Below are 19858 nucleotides of genomic sequence, written 5' to 3'. Positions count from 1 at the left end.
GATTAGTTGCCTCCTTTTAGGGCAGCAGAAAAACCAGCTGTTTGTTCATTGGTAGCACCGAGTTTTTCTTTGTAAACACGCATGCTACGGTTCGGTGACATTTCTTGCCAGAAGCCCATGGTTAACATGGCATTAACGCCTATGTCTTGCATGGCTTTCACATCAAAATTCAACACCATGGCTTTTTCATCATCGCTTAGATCAAAGCGGGATAAAAAACCCTCGGGATCTTCACGGAAGCGTTCTTTGGCAGGACGTTCTACAGACAATTGCCAAAGTACACGCTCAAGCACGTTACGACTCATAAAAGCCTCACTCAGATAGGAAATCGCGCACTAAAGCAACGAAGCGACGTGATTGTTCGCTTTGAACCCAGTGACCACAACGACCAAACAAGTGTAGGTCAGCATTTGGAACAGAATTAGCAATCAAAATACCGCACTCGGGTGGCACTACGCCGTCTTCACGACCATGTACAACCAAAGTAGGCGCCTGAATTTTTTGTAGAGCGCTAACAGGGAAACCACGCACAATGGTGGGACCGTCTTCGGCGGGCTTAGGAATCAGTTTGCGCAAGGCTTCTTGAGCGCCTGCACGAGCACTGGCTTTATAGCGAGCCTCGACCATTTCATCTGTAATTAATGATTTGTCGAAAGGGAATTTTTCCATGAGCTCACGCATGTTTTCTAGCGATGGCTCATAAACCCAAGCACCACGTAAACCAGCGGTTTGCTCAAATTCACCAGCAGGTGTACCTAACAAGACCAGCTTATCTACACGCTCAGGAGCAAAAACGGCCAAACCAATCGCCAATGCACCACCGAAGGAGTTTCCAACAAAAGAGGCTTTCTCAATGCCTAATTCGTCCATAATGCCGATCAAGTGGTTTACCCACAATTTAATATCGTATTTTGTACCTTCTTGGAATTCAGTAAAACCAAATCCAGCAATATCTGGCACGATGACGCGCCATTTATCGGAAAAGGCGGGCATGGTGTTTGCCCAGTTAGTCCAGCCAGATACGCCAGGACCTGAACCATGCAACAAGAACAAAGGAGCGCCTTCGCCCGCTTCGTGATAGTTAGTTTGATGGCCTGCTGCAAGTAAAGTCTTTCCTACGCCTTCCATTTGACCTCCGAGATTTTAAGATACAGATACGTATGTGTATTCTAAGGGCTAAGCTTTATACCTAAAACTATGGTTAATACCTATATGTATGTGTATCAATTAGAAGTTATCTATCTTACACAAGATTAAGTTTACATGCACTACTGTATGTTTAGCCAATGAACACTTAATGCAAGATACAATGGTGGCATTTTCGCTGAAAGTCATTATGATTAGAATCCTAACCCCATCGTATATTTAATAAACAACTAAAGACCATCACTCACTATGTCGACTCGCCCTACCCTTACTCGGGAAGACTGGATCCAAGCCGCACAGCGTATTTTAATTAAAGGCGGAATTGATACCGTCCGCATTGATAATTTAGCCAAAGAACTAACTATTACTCGCGGCAGTTTTTATTATCACTTCAAGAGCCGCGAGGAATTATTACAAAGCTTGCTGACTAATTGGCGTGCCAGAGCTACCGAAAATATCATTCAACAACTAGGCAGCACTCAGTATTCGCCCAGTGAAAGACTACAGCATTTACTCGGCTTGCCTTTTCGCGGTAATGCAGCCCGCGAAGCCGCCGCTTTTGAAATTGGAATTCGTGGTTGGGCCCGTCGTGATCCGTTAGCCCGCCAAGCCATGGACGAGGTAGACAGTCACCGACTGCACTACATTGAAAGCGTGTTACTACAAATAGGTTACGAGCCACAAAAAGCGCACGATACGGCCTCATTAATTTATGCCTATCAGCTCAGTATATCCATTGTGCAACCGAACAGTTTCTCTACTGAGCGATACGAACAACACCTGCGTATTATTCAGCAATGGCTGCTTTAATAAATACGGCTACACCCAAGCGTATCGCATTCACGGCTTGATCCGCCGCATCATTGCGCCAATTTATCGTGACAGGCAAGGTTGGCGCATCTGTCATGCAAGGTAATTGAACAATCTCTTGCTGGTGCAGTGCGTTCATTACCCAATATTTTGGCACATACGCAGTACAACCTCGGCGTAAAAAAAGCATGAGGGTGTCTAATGCCTCTGTTCCATGGATACGACAGGCATTAACCCCTTCTTTTTTGAGTAGGTCATGTAATGTCAATGACAAGGGAGAGCCTACCGACGCACAGACCATAGGGGTTTTTCGGGCTAATTCGGCCAAACTAATCGCTAAAGGCAGCTGTGCTGGCGGCAAAGAAAACCAACCCACCTCTAAATCCGCCACCTTTTGATTGCGTATCCCAACCTGACGAGTCAGTGGCGCAGCACTAATCACCAAATCAAGCGCATCACTTATCAGCAATTGCTGCAAATACTGGCTACTACCTGTTTGTACAATTACCTGTATCTGCGGCTGTAAATCAGTTAAAAAAATCAATAAATCAGCTAACCAAGCGCTTGCAAACTGTCCTTTAATACCCAACCGAACCACCGCCGCTTGTTGCTTGGTGTGCTCTGTTACAGCCTCGCGTAATGCTGACTCTGTGTTCAAAAGATGCTTCGCGTAATGCAGCACCATTTGTCCAGCGGGCGTTAATCGACTATCTCTGGATGTACGCTCAAAAAGGGGCTGACCTAAATCGGCTTCTAGGGCAGCCACACGCCCAGAAATAGCAGCCTGAGTTAAGCCCAACTCAGTTGCTGCTGATCGAAAACTACCTAGACGCGCAATCACCAAAAAGGTGTCTAAAAATCGTAAATTCATATAGCCGTTAACAATACCAATTCAAATTTGGCGTATCATTATTCTACCCCTTGCCCCTCAAAGCCACCACTACAGGAGACTGCCGTATGCCATTTAACGCCGTTCTATTTGATTGTGATGGAGTCTTAGTAGATAGCGAACCCATAAGCCTAAATATCTTACGTAAAATGCTTGCTGACTTAGGCTGGCCCCTCAGTTATGCCGAAAGCAAAAAAATATTCGTCGGTAAATCCACCAAAGAAGAAATCGACTTCATTCAAAAAAAAATAAATAGAAAACTAGACGAAGATTGGCTTCAAACATTTACTGTGCGTCGTAATCAAGCACTACGCCAACAGTTAGTCGCCGTCCCCGGTATTTACGACTGCTTAAAGCAAGTACGTAAAAAATGGCCTAATCTCATTGCCTGTGCCTCTGCAGCCGAAAAATCAAAAATCATGCTGCAATTAGACAAAGTGGGATTAACCGATTTTTTTACGGGTCGTATATTTAGTGGGGTAGATGTGGCCCGTAATAAGCCCTTTCCTGATGTGTATATAACTGCAGCTCATGCCTTGGGCGTTGACCCCAAAGACTGCGCCATCATAGAGGACAGTATCACCGGCATTACCGCAGGCGTTCAAGCAGGCGCTACGGTTTTTGCTTATTGCCCTGACGAAGAAGACCTCACTCCCCTACAACAGGCCGGCGCGCATCACGTTTTTCACCAAATGCAACAGTTACCCCTACTTTTGCAAGGCCACACTAGCTAAAATCAGTGTTCCGCGATTAAAATTCGCACTCTGGGGCAACGCACGGTTGCACCGTTTTTATTTAGCTCACGTTTGGATTTTCTGCGTGAGCTTTTTTACTATTTACACAGGTCAACAATGAGTCAGGGGTCCTTTCATTATCCGTGGTTTAAACGCGAAGATACCGATGCGTTTTTTGCCTTATTTCAAAACAATATCGCCAACTTTATCGTTATTGCGCTTGCCATGTTAGGCATGGGCTTTAGCCAAGAAATCGTTTTTGGCAAAGTCTTACCTGGTGCGGCAGTCGCCGTCATGACGGGTAACTTTTACTATGCCTATATGGCAAAACGCCTTGCTGTACGCGAGCAACGCACCGATGTTACCGCGTTGTCCTACGGAATTAGCACCCCTGTTATGTTTGTGTTTTTATTCGGGGTTTTACTACCGGCTAAAACCATTACCGGTGACGCAGATTTGGCATGGAAAATTGCCGCTGGAGCCTGTTTTCTTAGTGGTCTTATCGAGGTAATCGTCTCATTTACAGGCCGCTGGATGCAGCGCAACCTACCACGGGCAGCCATGCTTGGGGCTGTTGCTGGGGTTGCCATCACCTTTATTGGTGGTGAAATGCTCTTTAAAACCTTTGAAATGCCGATTCTAGGCTTAGTGGTTCTAGGTATTATTATCGTCGGTATTATTGGCCGCGTCGTCATGCCTTTGCGTCTATCGCCTACTTTTTTTGCGATCCTGATTGGTACTATTTTGGCCTACACCTTACGTCAATCGGACCCTCAAAACATTCAAAATGGCTTAAGTCACCTCGGCTTTTATCCCCCACTTTTTACTACTGCCGCCTTTGATGGTATGGGACTCCTCTTCACCAGCATGGTGGGCGTGTTGACCGTAGTCTTGCCCATTACTCTCTACAACGCTATCGAAACCATGAATAACGTAGAGGCCATGAAAGTGCTGGGCGATGAATATGATGTGCGAGAGTGTCAGGCCGTCGATGGTATTGGCACGATGCTAGGCGCGCTATTCGGAGGCTTATTCCCCACCACGGTGTACATTGCCTCTGCCAGCTCTAAATGGATGGGAGCAGGACGTGGCTACAGTATTGCAAATGGGGTGGTCTACATCCTAGCCACCACATGCGGTTTAATTGCTGCTATGGCCGCTATCATCCCGGTTGCAGTGGTATCACCTATTCTGGTGTTCGTAGGGATCTCTATGGTTGCTACGGCCTACCAAGCAAACGCCAAACGATACTACCCTGCCGTTGCCATCGCCATGCTGCCCTACTTTGGTAACTACCTAATGACGCGCTTTGGTAATAAAGCCGGAGAGGTCGTAGAAGGCATTTCAAGTGGCATCATTCCATTGGGACAGGGGGCTATGTTTACCGCAATGATGTTTGGTGCAATGACGGTGTGTATCATTGACCATAACTTCCGTCGTGCGGCGGTGTTTAGCTTCATCACCGCCTTTTTAGCCTTTATTGGGCTTATACATGCCCCAAGTTTAGGGTGGAATGCGGCCCCTGACTTCAGCTTAGGTTATGTCATCTTAGGTGTTTTCTTTTTGTACTTCACTTTCGTAAAACCAACGATTTTGCCTGCCCCTCCGGCGCTATTCAGTTTACGTAGTGACGAAGACCCGCACCCCCAAAGCAGACCCCGTCGTGATTAGTTCACTACTTACGATTTAGTCCTGATAAAAAACGCCTACGTTATTTTACAAACGTAGGCGTTTTTTACTTTTGTAGCAAATACAAACTAATCCTCATCATCCAAATGCATGCGATGCACTATTCTATGCACAATAGGGGCTAAAACCATTCCTACTATTGCCGCAAATAAAAACCCAACAAACATGCCAAAGATGGAAAAAAATAATTTACCAGCTATGCTAGTCGGTAAAACCGTCGTTCCTATACCACCCATAATGAGGGCTGTATTTAAAAAGGCATCATGAAAATCCACATCCTCAAAATGAATATGACCTAAAGCCCCTATCGTCAGCATGATTAAAATAAGTAATAGCGCCGCTAATATATGCCATGCTAGGCGCCAAACAAATGCCGTTTGACTAATGATTTTTTGTTTTTTGTTTTCGTACATAACGTTATAGTTATCAACTCGTTGTTAACGGAAGAGCTTATGCTGAGCCCTGCTTTTTTAATCGTTGTTATTCTACTCATTACTATAGGTCTATTTCTATATGGACGCTGGCGGCACGACATAGTGGCCGTTAGTGCCTTATTAATGTGTAGTTTTTTTGGATTAATTAGCCCAAAAGATACCTTTATGGGATTCAGTCATCCTGCAGTGGTAACAGTGGCTTGTATTTTAATCTTAAGTTATGCACTACAGCAGACGGGGGTTGTTGATGCCCTAGCCCACCGGGTTTTACCCAAAAAAGGCTCCAGCCTATTAGCGCTATTAGCACTAACTGCATTAGGCGCATTTTTATCTGGCTTTATGAATAATGTAGGTGCCTTAGCGCTATTGATGCCAGTGTCACTGCAAATGGCTGCTCGACACCAACTGGCACCTGGACAGGTGTTGATGCCCCTCGCTTTTGGTACGGTTTTAGGCGGCTTAACCACTCTGATTGGTACGCCTTCTAACCTAATCGTCTCTAGTTTTAGAGCCCAAGCCTTGGGCGAAAACTACGGCATGTTTGATTTTAGTCCGGTCGGCATCTCCGTCGCCCTCATCGGTGTATTGTTTATCTCTTTAGTGGGTTGGCGTCTTATCCCCGTACGCGAACGAGCCGGCAAGGACTCCTTTGACACCGGAGCCTATCTTACTGAAGCCCGTGTCCCCACTGACAGCAAAGCAATAGGCATGCGACTGAGCGAGGTACAAGCCTCTTTAGATGCCAACGATGGGCAAATTTTAGGGCTTATTCGTAAAGAGATTCGTCTACATGCCCCCAATCCCGCCCTAAGTCTAGTTGCTGGTGATGTACTGCTCATCGAGGCAGACCCAGCAACCCTGGCTAAAAATCTGGATACGCTTGGTTTGGTTTTTAACGAAGACAAAGCGCCCCCAGAAGAAACAGAAGAGGACACTCCTAAACCCAGTGCATCCCCAGAAGCGCGATCTACAGACAGTAATGGCAAAGATAAGAAAGATAAAAACAAAGGTTCTTATTCCAATGAGCTTTCCGAGCTCGTCATCCTACCTAGCTCCAGCTTGATGGGCCGTAGTGCGGCTGATTTGCGCCTACGTAGTCTCTATAGAATTAATCTGCTTGCCATCTCTAGACAAGGAACGCGCTCTCGCACCCGCCTACGCAAAACCCCTCTTCGTGCTGGTGATGTGTTGTTGCTGCAAGGTGCGTCTGAAAACGTAACTGACTTTGCCTCTGCCGGAGGCTGCGCTCCCTTGGCCTCACGTCCATTACGAGTACCAGATCGACGTAACATGCTCTTAGCAGGGGGAATTATGATGCTCTCTGTGTGTCTAGCGGCCTTTGGTATCTTATCGGCAGCGCTGAGTTTTATGCTGGGAGTGCTATTGCTGCTGCTCTTAAATGTCATCGCACCCCGAAATGTTTACAAAGCCGTTGACTGGTCGGTCGTGGTGTTATTAGCGGCTCTAATCCCCGTAGCCCAAGCAATGGAAAGCACTGGTGCAGCAGGCAATATCGCAAAATTCTTATTAGATTATGTGGCTCAAGGCCACACCATAGCCGCATTAGTCTTGATGATGGTGGCAACAATGCTGATCTCGGATCTTATGAATAATGCTGCAACAGCGGCTGTAATGAGTCCGGTTGCCATTGGTACAGCTCAGCAACTAGGCGTCAACCCAGACACCTTTTTAATGGCAGTAGCTATTGGTGCCTCGTGTGCTTTCCTCACCCCTATAGGGCATCAAAACAATACCTTAATCCTAGGGCCTGGTGGATTTAGATTTGGGGATTATTGGCGTATGGGCTTACCGCTTGATCTGCTTATCGTCAGCGTTACTATCCCCCTCCTACTGTTTTTCTGGCCATTATAAATAATCCAAGGGAAGGGTAGCCGCCTGATAATACTCAGATCGCTGCGTATTAGCCAGTGACACAATTAACCGCAAAGAGTGTGTCTGCCAATTGAAAGAGGATAGAGGCCCAACGTGGTTCAAAACATCCTTATTGGCCTGCCGTAACAACGAGATATGGGGCTGGTAGTTACGGTTATCGGGGAATAGGCCCAGCCCTTGTAATAAAGCCCATACGTCCTGATGAGCCTGCTGCAGCTGCTCGTAGGCAGTAGAGCTGGGGTCTATCCCTAACCACAATACGCTCGCTTTTTCAAAAAAACCAAATCGATCTACGGGTACGGTGGCTGGCACAGCCACCGTTTTTTTAGTTAATCCCCGGTATAAATGTACCCACTGCTCCGGCATTACCGCACCAATAAAGGCCAAGGTAATATGCCAATGCTGTGGCAATAAAGCGCGTGCCTCAGGCATATTGATCGTTTGAGCGGCCACTGACTGTATCGTCTGTACCGTCTCATCGGTAGGCCACAACCCAATAAAAACCCGAGCATCGGCAGGCGGCACTCGGGTCGGGTCCCAATGAGGCAATGGAGTAGTCTTAATCATGATAAGGCGGAATCGTTGGCTTTGACTCAGATGTGGTGCTAGGTGTAGCAGGTATATCTGTCGCTGAGGTCATAGGTGAAGCCGCTGGCGTCGTAGTCGCTGTACCTGCCAGTAACTCCGCAAAAGCCGCAACCGCCTGATCTCTACGCAAACTGGATAGGTATTTGGGATGCATAGAGGACCACTCAGGAAAAGCACGCGCCTGCTGCAAAATATCCGGTAAACTGCCTGATCGCCAGTTAATAGCGGCCCCTACTGGCGCATCATCATGATTCAAGGCCACTTGAGAACGAGGAATAGCGATAGGAGTCTGTGCCGCATGACCACGCTTTGCTAAAGCTTCAATTAAAGCCGTTTGCCGTAACGCTAAGACCCGGATCACACTGTCGTCCACAGTTAGCTCGGACTCACCGCGCCATTTACCTAATAATCGCTGCCCCCATTTATCTACGCCCTGCCAAAGCCCACCCGCAGCGGCTCCCACCAAGGTCCCCGTGCCTAAACTTAACCCAGCCGTTAACAAATCAAAGGTAGCTCCAGCCATCGCCCCAGCTGCCACCCCTTTACCCACCTGAATCCCCAGCTCTTTCATCACCTCAGGATGAAACAAGTCTGTTTCCCAACGGCAGCCCTCTAAGGCAATATGATCTGGTAAATAATCACGGGTGCTAAAATTAAAGCGTCGTAACAACGATTTCACACAAGACTCCTCACGCAAGCGAATCGTTTCGTGTAAATGCTTCACATTCCGTTCTAAAAATTCTTTTTGAGATGGACTAATCAAGCGCCAAGCCGTCACATCAATTAATAACTCGGCTAATAAACGCCACGCGTCTTGAAGACGTTGTTGACGCTGCTTTTCTACATCTAAACTCAGTACACGCAATTGTTCACTATGTTGAGCGGATACCAATAAGGCTAATTTTTCGTATAGTTGAGCCTCACCATTTAATGCGGGTGCTACCGTATCAAATTCAGCACTGGCATGAAGACCCAAATTTGCCAAGGCGGTGCGCCACTCGTTAATGCGCTGATCAGGACTACGTACAAAATTTAATACGGGCAACAATGGCTTACCGCATTGTGCTAAGACGCGCAATTCGTCTTTATGCTTAGCCAATACTGGATCTCGTACATCAACCACATACAAAGCCGCATCACTTTGTAGCAACTGACGTAATACTCTGGCCTCTTGTTCAAAACGCTCGTTGGCCTCTGGGGCTTGTAAAAACAAGGCAATGCGTTGAGGCTCGTCAATGCGCTCCTCTCCTGTGTCCAACCGGCCTAAATAATCCAATAAGGCCATGCTGTCCTCCATGCCTGGAGTATCAAACAGCTCAATCAATGCATTTTCGGCTAATTTTAAGCGCACACCCTCTACATGGCGTGTCGTGCCGGGGCTATTACGTACCTCACCAAAATTAGCATCTCGCGTTAAGGTGCGTAAAAGAGAGGTTTTACCTGTATTGGTATGCCCAACCACAGCTAAACGCCAGGGAGGTATCGTGTTTTCCATGAAAGTCCTAATCTAATTCCGCCAACAATTGCTCAAAATCGGTATAGACCGAAAGAAACCCCGCCTTTTTAAGTCGCAGCAACCAAGCCGCTAATCGATCAGAGGTGGGTTCTGCTTGTTTAGTCGGTGCATTCATTAAATAAATAGAACAGTATTCTCCGTAGGTAGCCAGCTCTGCCAACCAAGCTACTACCCCTCTATCTGGCGTTTGCTCGGCATCTACGCATAACACCACATGAGAAAATGACGCGCGACTTAATAAGGCCAATAATTCAGCACGCTGCTCACGACTATCAACCATTCCGGCATCTTGCCAGTTCGACGGCATCCGTGTCACTGGCCAAGGGTGATCTTCTGGCAGCTCTATGCCCACAAAAACCGTGCTACTTGCTTTTGTTGGGCGTAGGGCTTGCACCACTGCCTCTGGAACCTGATCTGCCCCTGCATCGGCGTCAACCCCCACATACTCAGCCGCAGGCATCAGTCGTTGCCGTAGCTCGATGAACCCCAGCTGATCGGTATCAACCTGCAACCGCCTTTTGTGACGCTGTAATAAAAAAAGACTAAGTCCCCATGCTAAAAAACGGGGTATCACACCATAGATAATCAAGCAGCCAACGAGCCAACTAGACCACTGCACCTGTGCGGTTGATGATAAAAGCTGTAATCCATCACTTTGTCGAATCACCTCTACACTAGGTGTTGCAAAACCAATCAGCCCAGGTAAAAAGCCTAACCCTTGTACTAACTGCACAAAACTATCAGGCCCTAAAAGGGTAGTTTCCCAATTAAAGTAATATCGTTTTGCCGCTAATAATGCCAATACCGTTGCGCAAGCTGTTAACAACGCCAACAACCACAGCCAATGATTGACCGCACTTAGGCTCCAGCGCAATAGTCGCTGTTTACTTGCAAAGCCAAATAACGCATTAAACAAGAGCCCATGATCTGGCCCTTTGACTATACGTTGACTCAACCACAACCAAGCATGGCTTAGCCCTATGCCTGAATGAACGGATTGATTGCCCCCAGTCAGCAATGAGAAACACCACAGCAGAAAACTCAACGAGTTCACACCTAATAAAGCAACCAATGCCAACAGCACATTCACTGAGCCATCCTGTGTTGCCAAAGCACCAATTGCAACCCCTGCACCCATCAATATAAATAATACACTCAGGGCAATGAGGCTGTATCTTAGGCTACGTATTATCCGCTGCTGCAGCTCTGCCCAACCAGAACGTTGGGCTAATAACATCGAACGCAACAAGAGACGATCCTCAAAACCGCCTCCTATTGCAATCACTCGACGCACCTCTACCGAGTCCTCAATGGGCCCCCATTGGCTTTCCTTAAGACGCACCGCCTCTAGCAACCAATAGGACTGCCAATCGTTATGTTCTTTCATTATTAAAGCAAAACAGGATCATTGGGTAATACATCCGCTTCGGTGTCCCCTTGGGGCGCATGCGCTTTTAAAATCAGCTCTATATCATCTACGGCAGATAACAGACCTTCTATATAGTCTGCCTTAGCCAAACGAGCTTCTAAACGCGCACAGACCTGTTGCCATTGCGCCTGTGGCACCTGTATGCCTCGATCAGCAATAATTTCAATCGCCTTTTTATCTAAAGCCAAATACAGCAGCACACCACTATTTAAGGGCGTATCCCAAACCCGTAAGCGCCCATAAACCTCTAGCGCTCGTAGATGGGGATCTTTTTCATGGCTAGGCATCGTCGCCTCTATAGCCAACACCAACTCTCCGGTATGAGAGGATTCACTTTGCTTAATGCGCTCAGCGACGTGTGCCAACACCTCTTCATCAAAATGACGTCGACGTAACCATTGCCCCTCAAGAGCAGCAATACCAGTAATCGTTTTAATTGTGTGTTTCATGTGAAGTCCTTATTACCAGCTACCTGAGGCGCCACCGCCGCCACTGCTTCCGCCGCCACCGCCACCAAAACCACCCCCTCCACCAAAGCCACCGCCGCCAAAACCGCCACCACCTAGGCCACCACCCAATCCACCAATTGCTGAGCCTCTACGTGAAACCCGTGCTGAATTCCCCTTGCTGCTGGCTCTAAATAACTTACCGATTAGCGATAACACTAAAGCGACAAGTCCACCCGCAATCGCTAAAGGCAGGCTACTAAACATGAAAAAAGAAAAAAGACCTATTATCAATGCTGCCGCAACAGGGGGTAAGACAAAGGCAAAAAATGCCATTGGCAACAGCATTCCTAAAGGCTCGTCTTCGTCGGACTCCACCGTATTACGATGAACCGGTGGTGGCAACTCCTCGCCCTCGACCAGACCCATGATCTTATCCACCCCATTATTAATACCGCCCACATAATCACCTTGGGCAAAATAAGGGGTTATAAACTCTCGAATAATTCGACCCGCCTGTAAATCCGTCACCGCCCCTTCTAGGCCGTACCCCACCTCAATTCGTAATCGACGATCATCTTTAGCCACCACCAGCAAAATGCCATCGTCTACTTTTTTGCGCCCTACTTTCCATTGGTCATACACCCGTCGTGTGTACTGCTCTACCTGTTCATTACCCGTGGTAGGCACAACCAACACAAATATCTGAGCCCCTTTGTGTTTTTCAAATGCTTCTAAACGATCGGACAACGCCTTTTTTTGGGCGGAGTTAAAAGTCGCTGTTGTATCAACAACCCAATTATCCAACTTAGGAATGGCTTGGTCTTTAGCCCAAACAGGCCAGGCAAAGCCCAAAAACAACATGACCAGTAGACCAGTCAACCATCGCCCTACAGACAAGGACTTGATGTGAGTAAAAACCATAGCCACTCCTCTTTTTCTTATGCTTGATTAATTTGTTGCACCAGCAGGCAAATCAAAACGTACCTCTGGATCACGAGTGATTTCAGACTGACGATCCACCCCGTAGTTTTCTTTTACTTTATAGCCAAAAACCTTAGCCGTAATCACAGTAGGAAACTGACGAATGTAGAGGTTGTATTCCTGAACAGCCTGTACAAAACGGCCTCGCTCTGTAGCAATACGGTTTTCTGTACCCTCTAGCTGGGTCATCAAATCACGAACCAAACCATCGCTTTTTAATTGCGGATAGTTTTCTGACACCGCCATCAAACGCGACAAAGCCGATGACAACTGACCTTGAGCTTGAGAGAACTTCGCCATTAACTCTGGATTATCCAAGTCCTCGACTTTTAAATTAATTTGGCCAACCTTGGCTCGGGCCTCTGTCACATCAGTTAAGACACGGCGCTCATTAACCATATAGGCATTCACGGAACTCACCAGTTTAGGGACTAAATCTGCACGACGTTCATACTGGTTTAACGCCTGTGACCAAGCAGCCTTCACCTGCTCATCCAAACGTTGAATCTCGTTATAACCGCAGCCACTTAACAGCAAGGCGGTCAGTGACACCAACAACCAACGAAAATAATTCTTCATGATGGGATTCCATATAAAAATGTGCCTAAAGCATCTCACACTATAATTTAACATTGGCGGGAAATAGCCTCTATTAAATACATAAGCCAAAAAAGTACGTCAATCTATGTTTTTTTGCTCGTTTACCGTCACTTTACCGCTATAATAGGATTATTCACGTAGCACACCAATCGTTGCGTTCTTCTTTGCAGGCTCAGCCCTGCGATGGCATATTCGCCCTCAACCCTACTCTGTCAGCCTAGATTGGTATTACTGCTAAGTAATAGGCTAGCCGCTGGAAATACCTTGAATACAAATATAACTTTTGCCTCTTTAGCATTGGCAGAACCCTTATTGCGCGCCATTAACGATAGTGGTTACACCTCTCCTACTCCCATCCAAGCCCAAGCCATTCCCCATGTGCTCAAAGGGGGTGACGTCTTAGCTGCTGCGCAAACCGGAACGGGTAAAACGGCTGGGTTTACCTTACCTATCCTGCACCAATTGCTCACCAACCCACTGGCTAAACAGGCTGCGGGTCGCCCTCGCATCCTTATTTTAACGCCCACCCGAGAGCTAGCAGCCCAGGTCGAAGAGTCTGTTCGTATGTATAGCCAACATACTAAGCTACGCTCCTTGGTGCTATTTGGTGGTGTAAATATCAACCCACAAATCAACGCACTACGTAAGCCGATTGATATTGTGGTTGCTACACCGGGGCGACTATTAGATCACGTAGGTCAAAAAACCATTGATCTGGGTGGTGTAGAAACCATTGTGCTAGACGAAGCCGATCGCATGTTAGACATGGGCTTTATTCGTGATATCCGTCGCATCCTGAAACTAATTCCAGAAAAACGTCAAAGCTTACTTTTCTCAGCCACGTTCTCTGATGAAATTCGTGAGCTAGCAAAAAGCTCACTGCACAATCCGATCGAAATCTCGGTTGCGGCACGTAATACGGCCTCTGAACTCATTACTCAACACGTTGTGTTCACCGAACAGCGTCATAAACGTGATTTAGTGAGTCACATTATTCGTGAAAGCGGCTGGCATCAAGTGTTAGTTTTTTGCCGTACAAAACACGGTGCGAACCGTTTAGCGGATAAACTAACTAAAGACGGCTTAAATGCTGCGGCCCTACATGGCAATAAAAGCCAAGCCGCACGTACCCGCGCCTTGACCGGCTTTAAAACGGGTAAGGTCGTCGTTTTGGTTGCCACTGATATTGCAGCCCGAGGCTTGGACATTGACCAGTTACCTTACGTGATTAACTTTGAGCTACCCCAAGTTGCTGAAGACTACGTACACCGTATTGGCCGTACAGGTCGTGCCGGTAGCGAAGGCCGTGCTATTTCTTTAGTAGATCAAACCGAAGGCCGTCTGTTAAAAGCCATCGAGCGCCTTATCAAACGCACCATTGATCCTATAGAGATCGACGGCTTTGAGCCGCCTGCCTTTGATCCAAATGCAGAAAAAGAAAATGACCGCCCTGATTTTGCTCGCCGTGACAGCAAACCACGTAATGGCAATAAGGCCAACACAAGCCGTCGCCGTAACCCTAAAGCCGCAAAAAATGCTCAGGGTCGCCCTACTAACCGTCCAGCTCGCAGTTCTGGTGCGGCACCTCGAAATTCGACCACTGCACCGCGTAACCGCCAAGACTAATTTCTAACCGCCTACAAGGAGAGTTTAATGACTGCTCATTTAGATCCTAAAAAGACCGCCCTTTTGTCTTTACATATGGTGAATGATATCGCCTCACCAGATGGTAAATTTGGCCCAATGTTTAGCGAACAAGTGGTTGCCCGCCATGTGATTGAAAAAAGCAAAGCGTTATTAGCCTATGGGCGTAACCAAGGCTTTACAATCGTCCACGTTGCGGTTCGCTTTCAGCCTGAACATACCGACTTAGTTACCAACTCTCCTTTGCTCACTATCGTCAAAGACCTAGATGCCTTAGTCGAAGGAACATGGGGTGCCGATTTTGTTGAAGACTTATACCCCATTGATGGCGAATCCATTGTGACTCATCAACGGGTAGGTGCCTTTCAAGACAGCTCCTTAAATCAGGTCTTACAACAAGCAGGCATAGAACACATCGTCTTATTTGGTGTGGTCACCAACAACATCGTTGAACATACTGCGCGCAATGGTGTGGATTATGGCTATTACGTCACAGTCGTCGAAGACTGCTGCTCTGCTCCTACCCTTGATATTCATAATGCTTCCATTGAAAACATGCGTTTGGTCGCAGATATCAAATCCTTAGCAGAGATTCAGGCTTAACCCCCCATATCATTATGGCTGCCTAGCACCGATGTTGATTGTTTAAGCCATCAACATCGGCGAAAATAGAAAAATTGACTCATTTATAGCGGCAAAGGCCGCTTCTTTCTGTATACACATCCATGTCCAACATTGCTAAAGAAGTGGCCAAACGTCGTACGTTCGCCATTATTTCTCACCCTGATGCGGGTAAAACCACCCTTACCGAAAAATTACTTTTATTTGCAGGTGCGATTCAAATCGCAGGTAGCGTTAAATCTCGCAAATCAGATCGCCATGCCTCGTCAGACTGGATGGATATAGAAAAACAACGTGGTATTTCTGTTGCCTCCTCTGTGATGCAAATGGAATACCGCGACTGTGTCATCAACCTATTAGACACGCCCGGTCACCAAGACTTCTCTGAAGACACCTACCGAGTCCTCACCGCCGTAGACGCCGCCTTGATGGTAATTGATGCCGCTAACGGGGTAGAACCACAAACCATTCGTCTACTTCAGGTCTGTAGAGCCCGCAACACCCCTATCATCACATTTATCAACAAATTAGACCGTGAAGTCCAAGAGCCCTTGGACTTACTTTCTGAGATCGAAGACCACTTAGGAATGGATGCTATTCCGTTCTCATGGCCAGTCGGTATGGCACGCCGTTTTGGTGGGGTATTTAATATCCCTAAAGACCAAATGCATGTGTTTGATAGTAAAGCCAAAGACCATCGCGCCGAAAACGAAGAACTAATCCCAGGATTACATAATCCCGAAACAGAGGCACGATTTGGTGCGGAGTTTGCCAAAGCCCAAGAGGAAATCGAGCTAATTCAAGCTGCCAGTACTGACTTTGATCTCAACGAGTTCCTCGCCGGTAAACAAACCCCCGTGTTTTTTGGCTCAGCCTTAAACAACTTTGGTGTACAAGAGGTTCTGGATGCCTTGGTTGACATGGCCCCACCCCCTGGTCCTCGCGAGGCCATTCAACGTCAAGTTCAGCCCACTGAGCCCAAGTTCACAGGAATGGTATTTAAAGTCCAAGCCAATATGGACCCAGCTCACCGAGATCGAGTGGCTTTTGTGCGTGTCAGCTCTGGTCACTTTACGCGTGGCATGCGCCTAAAAGTAGCCCGTACCAATAAAGAAATTCGCCCTAATAACGTTGTTTCTTTTCTATCTCAACGACGTGACTTGGTTGATGAGGCATTTGCTGGCGATATTATTGGGATTCCAAACCACGGGGTTTTGCAGCTGGGGGATGTGCTCACAGAGGGAGAAACGCTACAGTTCACTGGCCTACCGTTTTTTGCTCCTGAACTGTTTCAAACTGTTGAGGTTAAAGACCCATTACGTACCAAACAGTTACGTACTGGTTTAACGCAACTAGGCGAAGAAGGCGCGATTCAAGTCTTTAAACCTCATCTAACCGGCGGCAGCTTACTGTTGGGTGCCGTGGGGCAACTGCAGTTTGAAGTCGTTGCTGATCGCCTAAAAAATGAATACGGTGTTGAGGCTCGTATGGCGTCCTCTCGCTACAATCTGGCGCGCTGGGTCACCTCTGACAAACCCGCTGCCCTGAAAAAATTCATTGATACCAATGCGGTGAATATTGCATATGATGTAGTAGATGCTGTGGCTTTTTTAGCTAGCTCTCCGGCTCAGCTACGTGTAGCCCAAGAACTGCATCCAGATATACAGTTTCATGATATGCGAGAACATAGCGGACAGCTTTTTAACTAAGCCCCCTACACTAAGCATGTGATAGTTGTTGGATTCTGTCACATGCTTCCCCCACCTATTAGGTACAATAGGTGTACAGTTTAGACTTACCCATTTTTAATTCTGCTCAAAACCCACTTATGTCTTGGCGTATTCTTCTTGCCACTTTGCTACTTGGTATTGCTGCCTCTGTGTGGGGCGGTCTACAGCTGGGTAACTGGCTTATCGAAAACGGCCCCCTGAAATCAGATGTATTTGATGCCTATCAGGATCTATACTCTGTCCCTACCTTAGATGCGGACGGCAAACCTTATGTGCCTGCTCCCCCCCAACCATTGGTAGATGGTCGCTTAGCTGTACCCGAGACTCCCGAACCGGAACAATGGGAAATTGACACCGCAACCGACTTACTCACAGAGCGTCCTCCCATTGCCCTTGCCACAGCCGCAGGGGGTTTCGGGGGTGGTAGCGTTGCCCGTAACCATGTCAGCCCAAGCGGGCTCCAAGGTTTAGCTCAGGTCGGAAACCTGCAGCAGAATCAATTAATCACCAGTACACCCAACGAAAATGTCATACAGCCTATAGATATCGGTACTCCACCACCTCCCCCCTCCCAAGAGGTGCAGGTCTCTAACCCACCCATAGCATCTAATCCAAACTGGCAAATTGATTTTCAGCGTGAATTTAAAGCCTGTGAGGCATTGGGCTTCACTAAATCACCCAGCTGTAAATGGGATGCCCGCAACAAATACTGTGGCCCCAATAATGCCTGGGGTCGGGTTCCCAACTGCCCAGCTAAAAGCTTCTAAAGTGCTTTAATCCAAAAATAACGCATAAAAAAACCGTCTACTGTAGTGGTAGACGGTTTTTTTGTACAAATAAATAACGTTATTCTGCAGGCGTGCTGCTCTGGCTTTGCAGGTAATTAGGTAGTCCCATTTTTTCTACTAATTCCTGTTGTGTTTCCAACCAGTCAATATGTTCTTCGGTATCTTTTAAAATAACCATCAATAGGTCACGAGATACAAAATCACCCACGGCTTCGCAATGCTTCACACCATCAACTACCGTTTTATGAGCAGCGGTTTCTAAGGCCAAATCACAGGATAAGATTTCAGGCACATCTTCGCCAATGTTGATTTTGTGTAAGTCTTGTAGATTAGGCAAGCCATCTAGCATCAAGATACGATCAATCAATAAATCAGCGTGTTTCATTTCGCCAATGGATTCTTCGTATTCAACCTTACCAAGCTTGTCGAATCCCCAGTGATTTAACATGCGAGCATGCAAAAAATACTGGTTAATTGCAGTTAGCTCGTTTTTGAGCTGCTGGTTTAAAAAAGAAATAACTTGTTTATCGCCTTTCATCGCGGCCTCCGGTAAGTCTTAATCTGCCCATTATAGTGCAGCCCTTATAAGTATAGATCAAGGACTGCTCAGGCAGTAAAACTAATATGCAGCAGCTACAGCAGGCGTTTCTAGCTGCATATCATTAGCAGCTTGGCGTCTAGATCGAGAAATCTCGGTAGCATGCAAACTACACTCAAAAGCCGGTGTAGGCAATAATTCCATTGCACTTTCCATGCATCGTCCACAGCCTGTCGCTACACCTAGCTCAAACTGTAGGTCGCCTAGAGTCGTAGCACCATTCGCCACGGCCTCTTTAATTTGACGATCAGTAATTGCGTTACAGATACAAATATACATGAGAATCATTATCATTTAACATTCGAAAGCTAACCATATCATTGAAAAGGGAATTAGACAAGGGGCCATCAGCATCTCTGGGGTTTTACCTAGGATTCACTGCTGTCTTTTCATCTCTTAACACCAAAACAACGGCTTTCACACCGCATTTAGCCTACAATGCAGCGATATACATTCACCTCTTGTTGTACAGGTTAGACACCATGCGTTCCGACATACACCATACCGAAACTCCACTGGCAAACCCCACCATAAAAGACATCTATGCGGTGCATAAAACCATTTTACGACTGACTGCTATTTATAAAAGCGTAGCAACGGTAGTGGTTATTATTGGTGCTCTGGTATGGATTACGGTCATCAATCGTATTTTGCATTTTGGTCGCACTTTGGATTATTCAGGCTTAGAAGCCTTGGGCATTGATGCCGCGTTAATCAAACGATACAACCCATTTTTTTGGTGGACTGTAGTGGTTATCTGTACCTTACTCGTCAGTTACTTACTCTTCCAATTTGTACAAAACACCAGAAAAAAAGCCAGTCAAAAAATAGTCAGTCAAACCGACCTAGGAAGTCTGCTAAATACCATTTCCCCCTCTACATCCCAAGTCATTGCATGGGCTTGGAAAAACCGCAGACACCCTATTACCGTCGGTGTTTTGCAACAAGCTACTACCCAACTCAGAGCAAACCGTTACTCGTTGATTTGTTTAGCAAAAGCACAAGAGTCACAGTTACAAAACCATTTGCAGTCCACACCAAAAGACCGCGAACCCTTGCATCATCTGTAGTTTTATGGTTTATTACAGGTATGGATTATTTACGCACACTCTCTTTACGAAGCATTTACGCCAATGGCTTTAGCCCTTGCGCCCCTGCTCGTGCGTACTCAAACTCTATCTCCCTACTGCCCCTCCTACTAGCGCCCGGTTGCCGGGCCTAGAGTCTAGTGGCAGTCCGGCAGCCATATACACAGCCACATATTTGAGCGCCGTCACCGGCATATTCAAGTATTTTTAGTGGTACAGGTGGCGGCGAAA

At 46.9% G+C, this 19858-nt stretch carries 21 protein-coding genes; 9 read left to right on the top strand and 12 right to left on the bottom strand.

Annotation, left to right across the window (positions count from 1 at the left end; genetic code table 11):
* Nucleotides 1-2: 2 nt before the first annotated feature.
* Nucleotides 3-305: a hypothetical protein gene (locus tag Q0Z62_RS01395; protein WP_269900890.1), complete on the bottom strand. Its 303-nt coding sequence runs from the start codon at nt 303-305 to the stop codon at nt 3-5.
* Nucleotides 306-312: 7 nt separating this feature from the next.
* Nucleotides 313-1128, bottom strand: coding sequence for an alpha/beta hydrolase (locus Q0Z62_RS01390; protein ID WP_298050290.1), 816 nt, complete (start codon nt 1126-1128; stop codon nt 313-315).
* A 267-nt stretch (nt 1129-1395) separates the two neighbouring features.
* On the opposite strand from Q0Z62_RS01390, the gene Q0Z62_RS01385 reads away from it, so the two are divergent.
* Nucleotides 1396-1956: a TetR/AcrR family transcriptional regulator gene (locus Q0Z62_RS01385; protein ID WP_298050289.1), complete on the top strand. Its 561-nt coding sequence runs from the start codon at nt 1396-1398 to the stop codon at nt 1954-1956.
* Here the strand turns inward: Q0Z62_RS01385 and Q0Z62_RS01380 are convergent.
* A complete protein-coding gene (locus Q0Z62_RS01380; RefSeq protein WP_298050288.1) occupies nt 1934-2827 on the bottom strand; it encodes a LysR family transcriptional regulator in 894 nt (297 codons plus the stop codon). The genes Q0Z62_RS01385 and Q0Z62_RS01380 overlap by 23 nt on opposite strands.
* An 86-nt stretch (nt 2828-2913) precedes the next feature.
* On the opposite strand from Q0Z62_RS01380, the gene Q0Z62_RS01375 reads away from it, so the two are divergent.
* Nucleotides 2914-3579 (top strand): HAD family phosphatase, encoded by a 666-nt coding sequence (locus Q0Z62_RS01375; protein WP_298050287.1) that lies wholly within the window; start codon nt 2914-2916, stop codon nt 3577-3579.
* 117 nt (nt 3580-3696) lie between these two features.
* Nucleotides 3697-5250 carry a hypothetical protein gene (locus Q0Z62_RS01370; RefSeq protein WP_298050286.1) on the top strand — a complete coding sequence of 518 codons (1554 nt, stop codon included), beginning with the start codon at nt 3697-3699 and terminating at the stop codon, nt 5248-5250.
* 86 nt (nt 5251-5336) lie between these two features.
* On the opposite strand, the gene Q0Z62_RS01365 is transcribed toward Q0Z62_RS01370, so the two are convergent.
* Nucleotides 5337-5681, bottom strand: a complete 345-nt coding sequence (locus tag Q0Z62_RS01365) for a two pore domain potassium channel family protein (RefSeq protein WP_298050285.1) — start codon at nt 5679-5681, stop codon at nt 5337-5339.
* A gap of 39 nt (nt 5682-5720) precedes the next feature.
* Here Q0Z62_RS01365 and Q0Z62_RS01360 point away from each other — a divergent pair, with 39 nt between their 5' ends.
* On the top strand, nt 5721-7574 hold the full coding sequence (locus Q0Z62_RS01360; RefSeq protein ID WP_298050284.1) for an SLC13 family permease: 1854 nt from the start codon (nt 5721-5723) through the stop codon (nt 7572-7574).
* On the opposite strand, the gene thpR is transcribed toward Q0Z62_RS01360, so the two are convergent.
* The 6 genes from thpR to Q0Z62_RS01330 are packed head-to-tail and all read right to left on the bottom strand — an operon-like array spanning nt 7569 to nt 13137.
* Complete coding sequence (gene thpR, locus Q0Z62_RS01355) at nt 7569-8162, bottom strand: RNA 2',3'-cyclic phosphodiesterase (RefSeq protein ID WP_298050283.1); 594 nt, start codon at nt 8160-8162, stop codon at nt 7569-7571. The two genes, Q0Z62_RS01360 and thpR, sit on opposite strands and share 6 nt — an antisense overlap.
* On the bottom strand, nt 8155-9678 hold the full coding sequence (locus Q0Z62_RS01350; RefSeq protein WP_298050282.1) for a DUF3482 domain-containing protein: 1524 nt from the start codon (nt 9676-9678) through the stop codon (nt 8155-8157). The genes thpR and Q0Z62_RS01350 overlap by 8 nt, the downstream gene beginning before the upstream one ends.
* Nucleotides 9679-9685: 7 nt before the next feature.
* Nucleotides 9686-11086 (bottom strand): DUF2868 domain-containing protein, encoded by a 1401-nt coding sequence (locus Q0Z62_RS01345; RefSeq protein ID WP_298050281.1) that lies wholly within the window; start codon nt 11084-11086, stop codon nt 9686-9688.
* 2 nt (nt 11087-11088) lie between these two features.
* Nucleotides 11089-11577: a TPM domain-containing protein gene (locus Q0Z62_RS01340; RefSeq protein ID WP_298050280.1), complete on the bottom strand. Its 489-nt coding sequence runs from the start codon at nt 11575-11577 to the stop codon at nt 11089-11091.
* 12 nt (nt 11578-11589) lie between these two features.
* The gene (locus tag Q0Z62_RS01335; RefSeq protein WP_269900902.1) at nt 11590-12498 is read right to left on the bottom strand and encodes a YgcG family protein; all 909 of its coding nucleotides are present in this window, start codon (nt 12496-12498) and stop codon (nt 11590-11592) included.
* Nucleotides 12499-12525: 27 nt separating this feature from the next.
* Nucleotides 12526-13137 carry a LemA family protein gene (locus tag Q0Z62_RS01330; RefSeq protein ID WP_269900903.1) on the bottom strand — a complete coding sequence of 204 codons (612 nt, stop codon included), beginning with the start codon at nt 13135-13137 and terminating at the stop codon, nt 12526-12528.
* Between the two features lie 285 nt (nt 13138-13422).
* On the opposite strand from Q0Z62_RS01330, the gene Q0Z62_RS01325 reads away from it, so the two are divergent.
* From Q0Z62_RS01325 to Q0Z62_RS01310, 4 genes are all read left to right on the top strand, one after another.
* A complete protein-coding gene (locus Q0Z62_RS01325) occupies nt 13423-14784 on the top strand; it encodes a DEAD/DEAH box helicase (RefSeq protein WP_298050279.1) in 1362 nt (453 codons plus the stop codon).
* A gap of 27 nt (nt 14785-14811) precedes the next feature.
* Nucleotides 14812-15405 carry a cysteine hydrolase family protein gene (locus Q0Z62_RS01320; protein ID WP_298050278.1) on the top strand — a complete coding sequence of 198 codons (594 nt, stop codon included), beginning with the start codon at nt 14812-14814 and terminating at the stop codon, nt 15403-15405.
* Nucleotides 15406-15527: 122 nt separating this feature from the next.
* Nucleotides 15528-17132, top strand: coding sequence for a peptide chain release factor 3 (locus tag Q0Z62_RS01315; protein ID WP_269900906.1), 1605 nt, complete (start codon nt 15528-15530; stop codon nt 17130-17132).
* A 71-nt stretch (nt 17133-17203) separates the two neighbouring features.
* Nucleotides 17204-17920 carry a hypothetical protein gene (locus Q0Z62_RS01310; RefSeq protein ID WP_298050277.1) on the top strand — a complete coding sequence of 239 codons (717 nt, stop codon included), beginning with the start codon at nt 17204-17206 and terminating at the stop codon, nt 17918-17920.
* 79 nt (nt 17921-17999) lie between these two features.
* On the opposite strand, the gene bfr is transcribed toward Q0Z62_RS01310, so the two are convergent.
* Nucleotides 18000-18479, bottom strand: a complete 480-nt coding sequence (gene bfr / locus Q0Z62_RS01305; protein WP_269900908.1) for a bacterioferritin — start codon at nt 18477-18479, stop codon at nt 18000-18002.
* Between the two features lie 81 nt (nt 18480-18560).
* Nucleotides 18561-18818 carry a (2Fe-2S)-binding protein gene (locus Q0Z62_RS01300; RefSeq protein WP_269900909.1) on the bottom strand — a complete coding sequence of 86 codons (258 nt, stop codon included), beginning with the start codon at nt 18816-18818 and terminating at the stop codon, nt 18561-18563.
* 203 nt (nt 18819-19021) lie between these two features.
* On the opposite strand from Q0Z62_RS01300, the gene Q0Z62_RS01295 reads away from it, so the two are divergent.
* A complete protein-coding gene (locus tag Q0Z62_RS01295) occupies nt 19022-19609 on the top strand; it encodes a hypothetical protein (RefSeq protein WP_298050276.1) in 588 nt (195 codons plus the stop codon).
* The last annotated feature ends 249 nt before the right edge of the window (nt 19610-19858 follow it).

The sequence above is a fragment of the uncultured Paenalcaligenes sp. genome, from assembly GCF_947630565.1.
GTDB lineage: Bacteria > Pseudomonadota > Gammaproteobacteria > Burkholderiales > Burkholderiaceae_B > Paenalcaligenes > Paenalcaligenes faecalis.
Note: the sequence above shows the minus strand (reverse complement) of the source record. Positions and strands in the feature narration are given on the sequence as shown.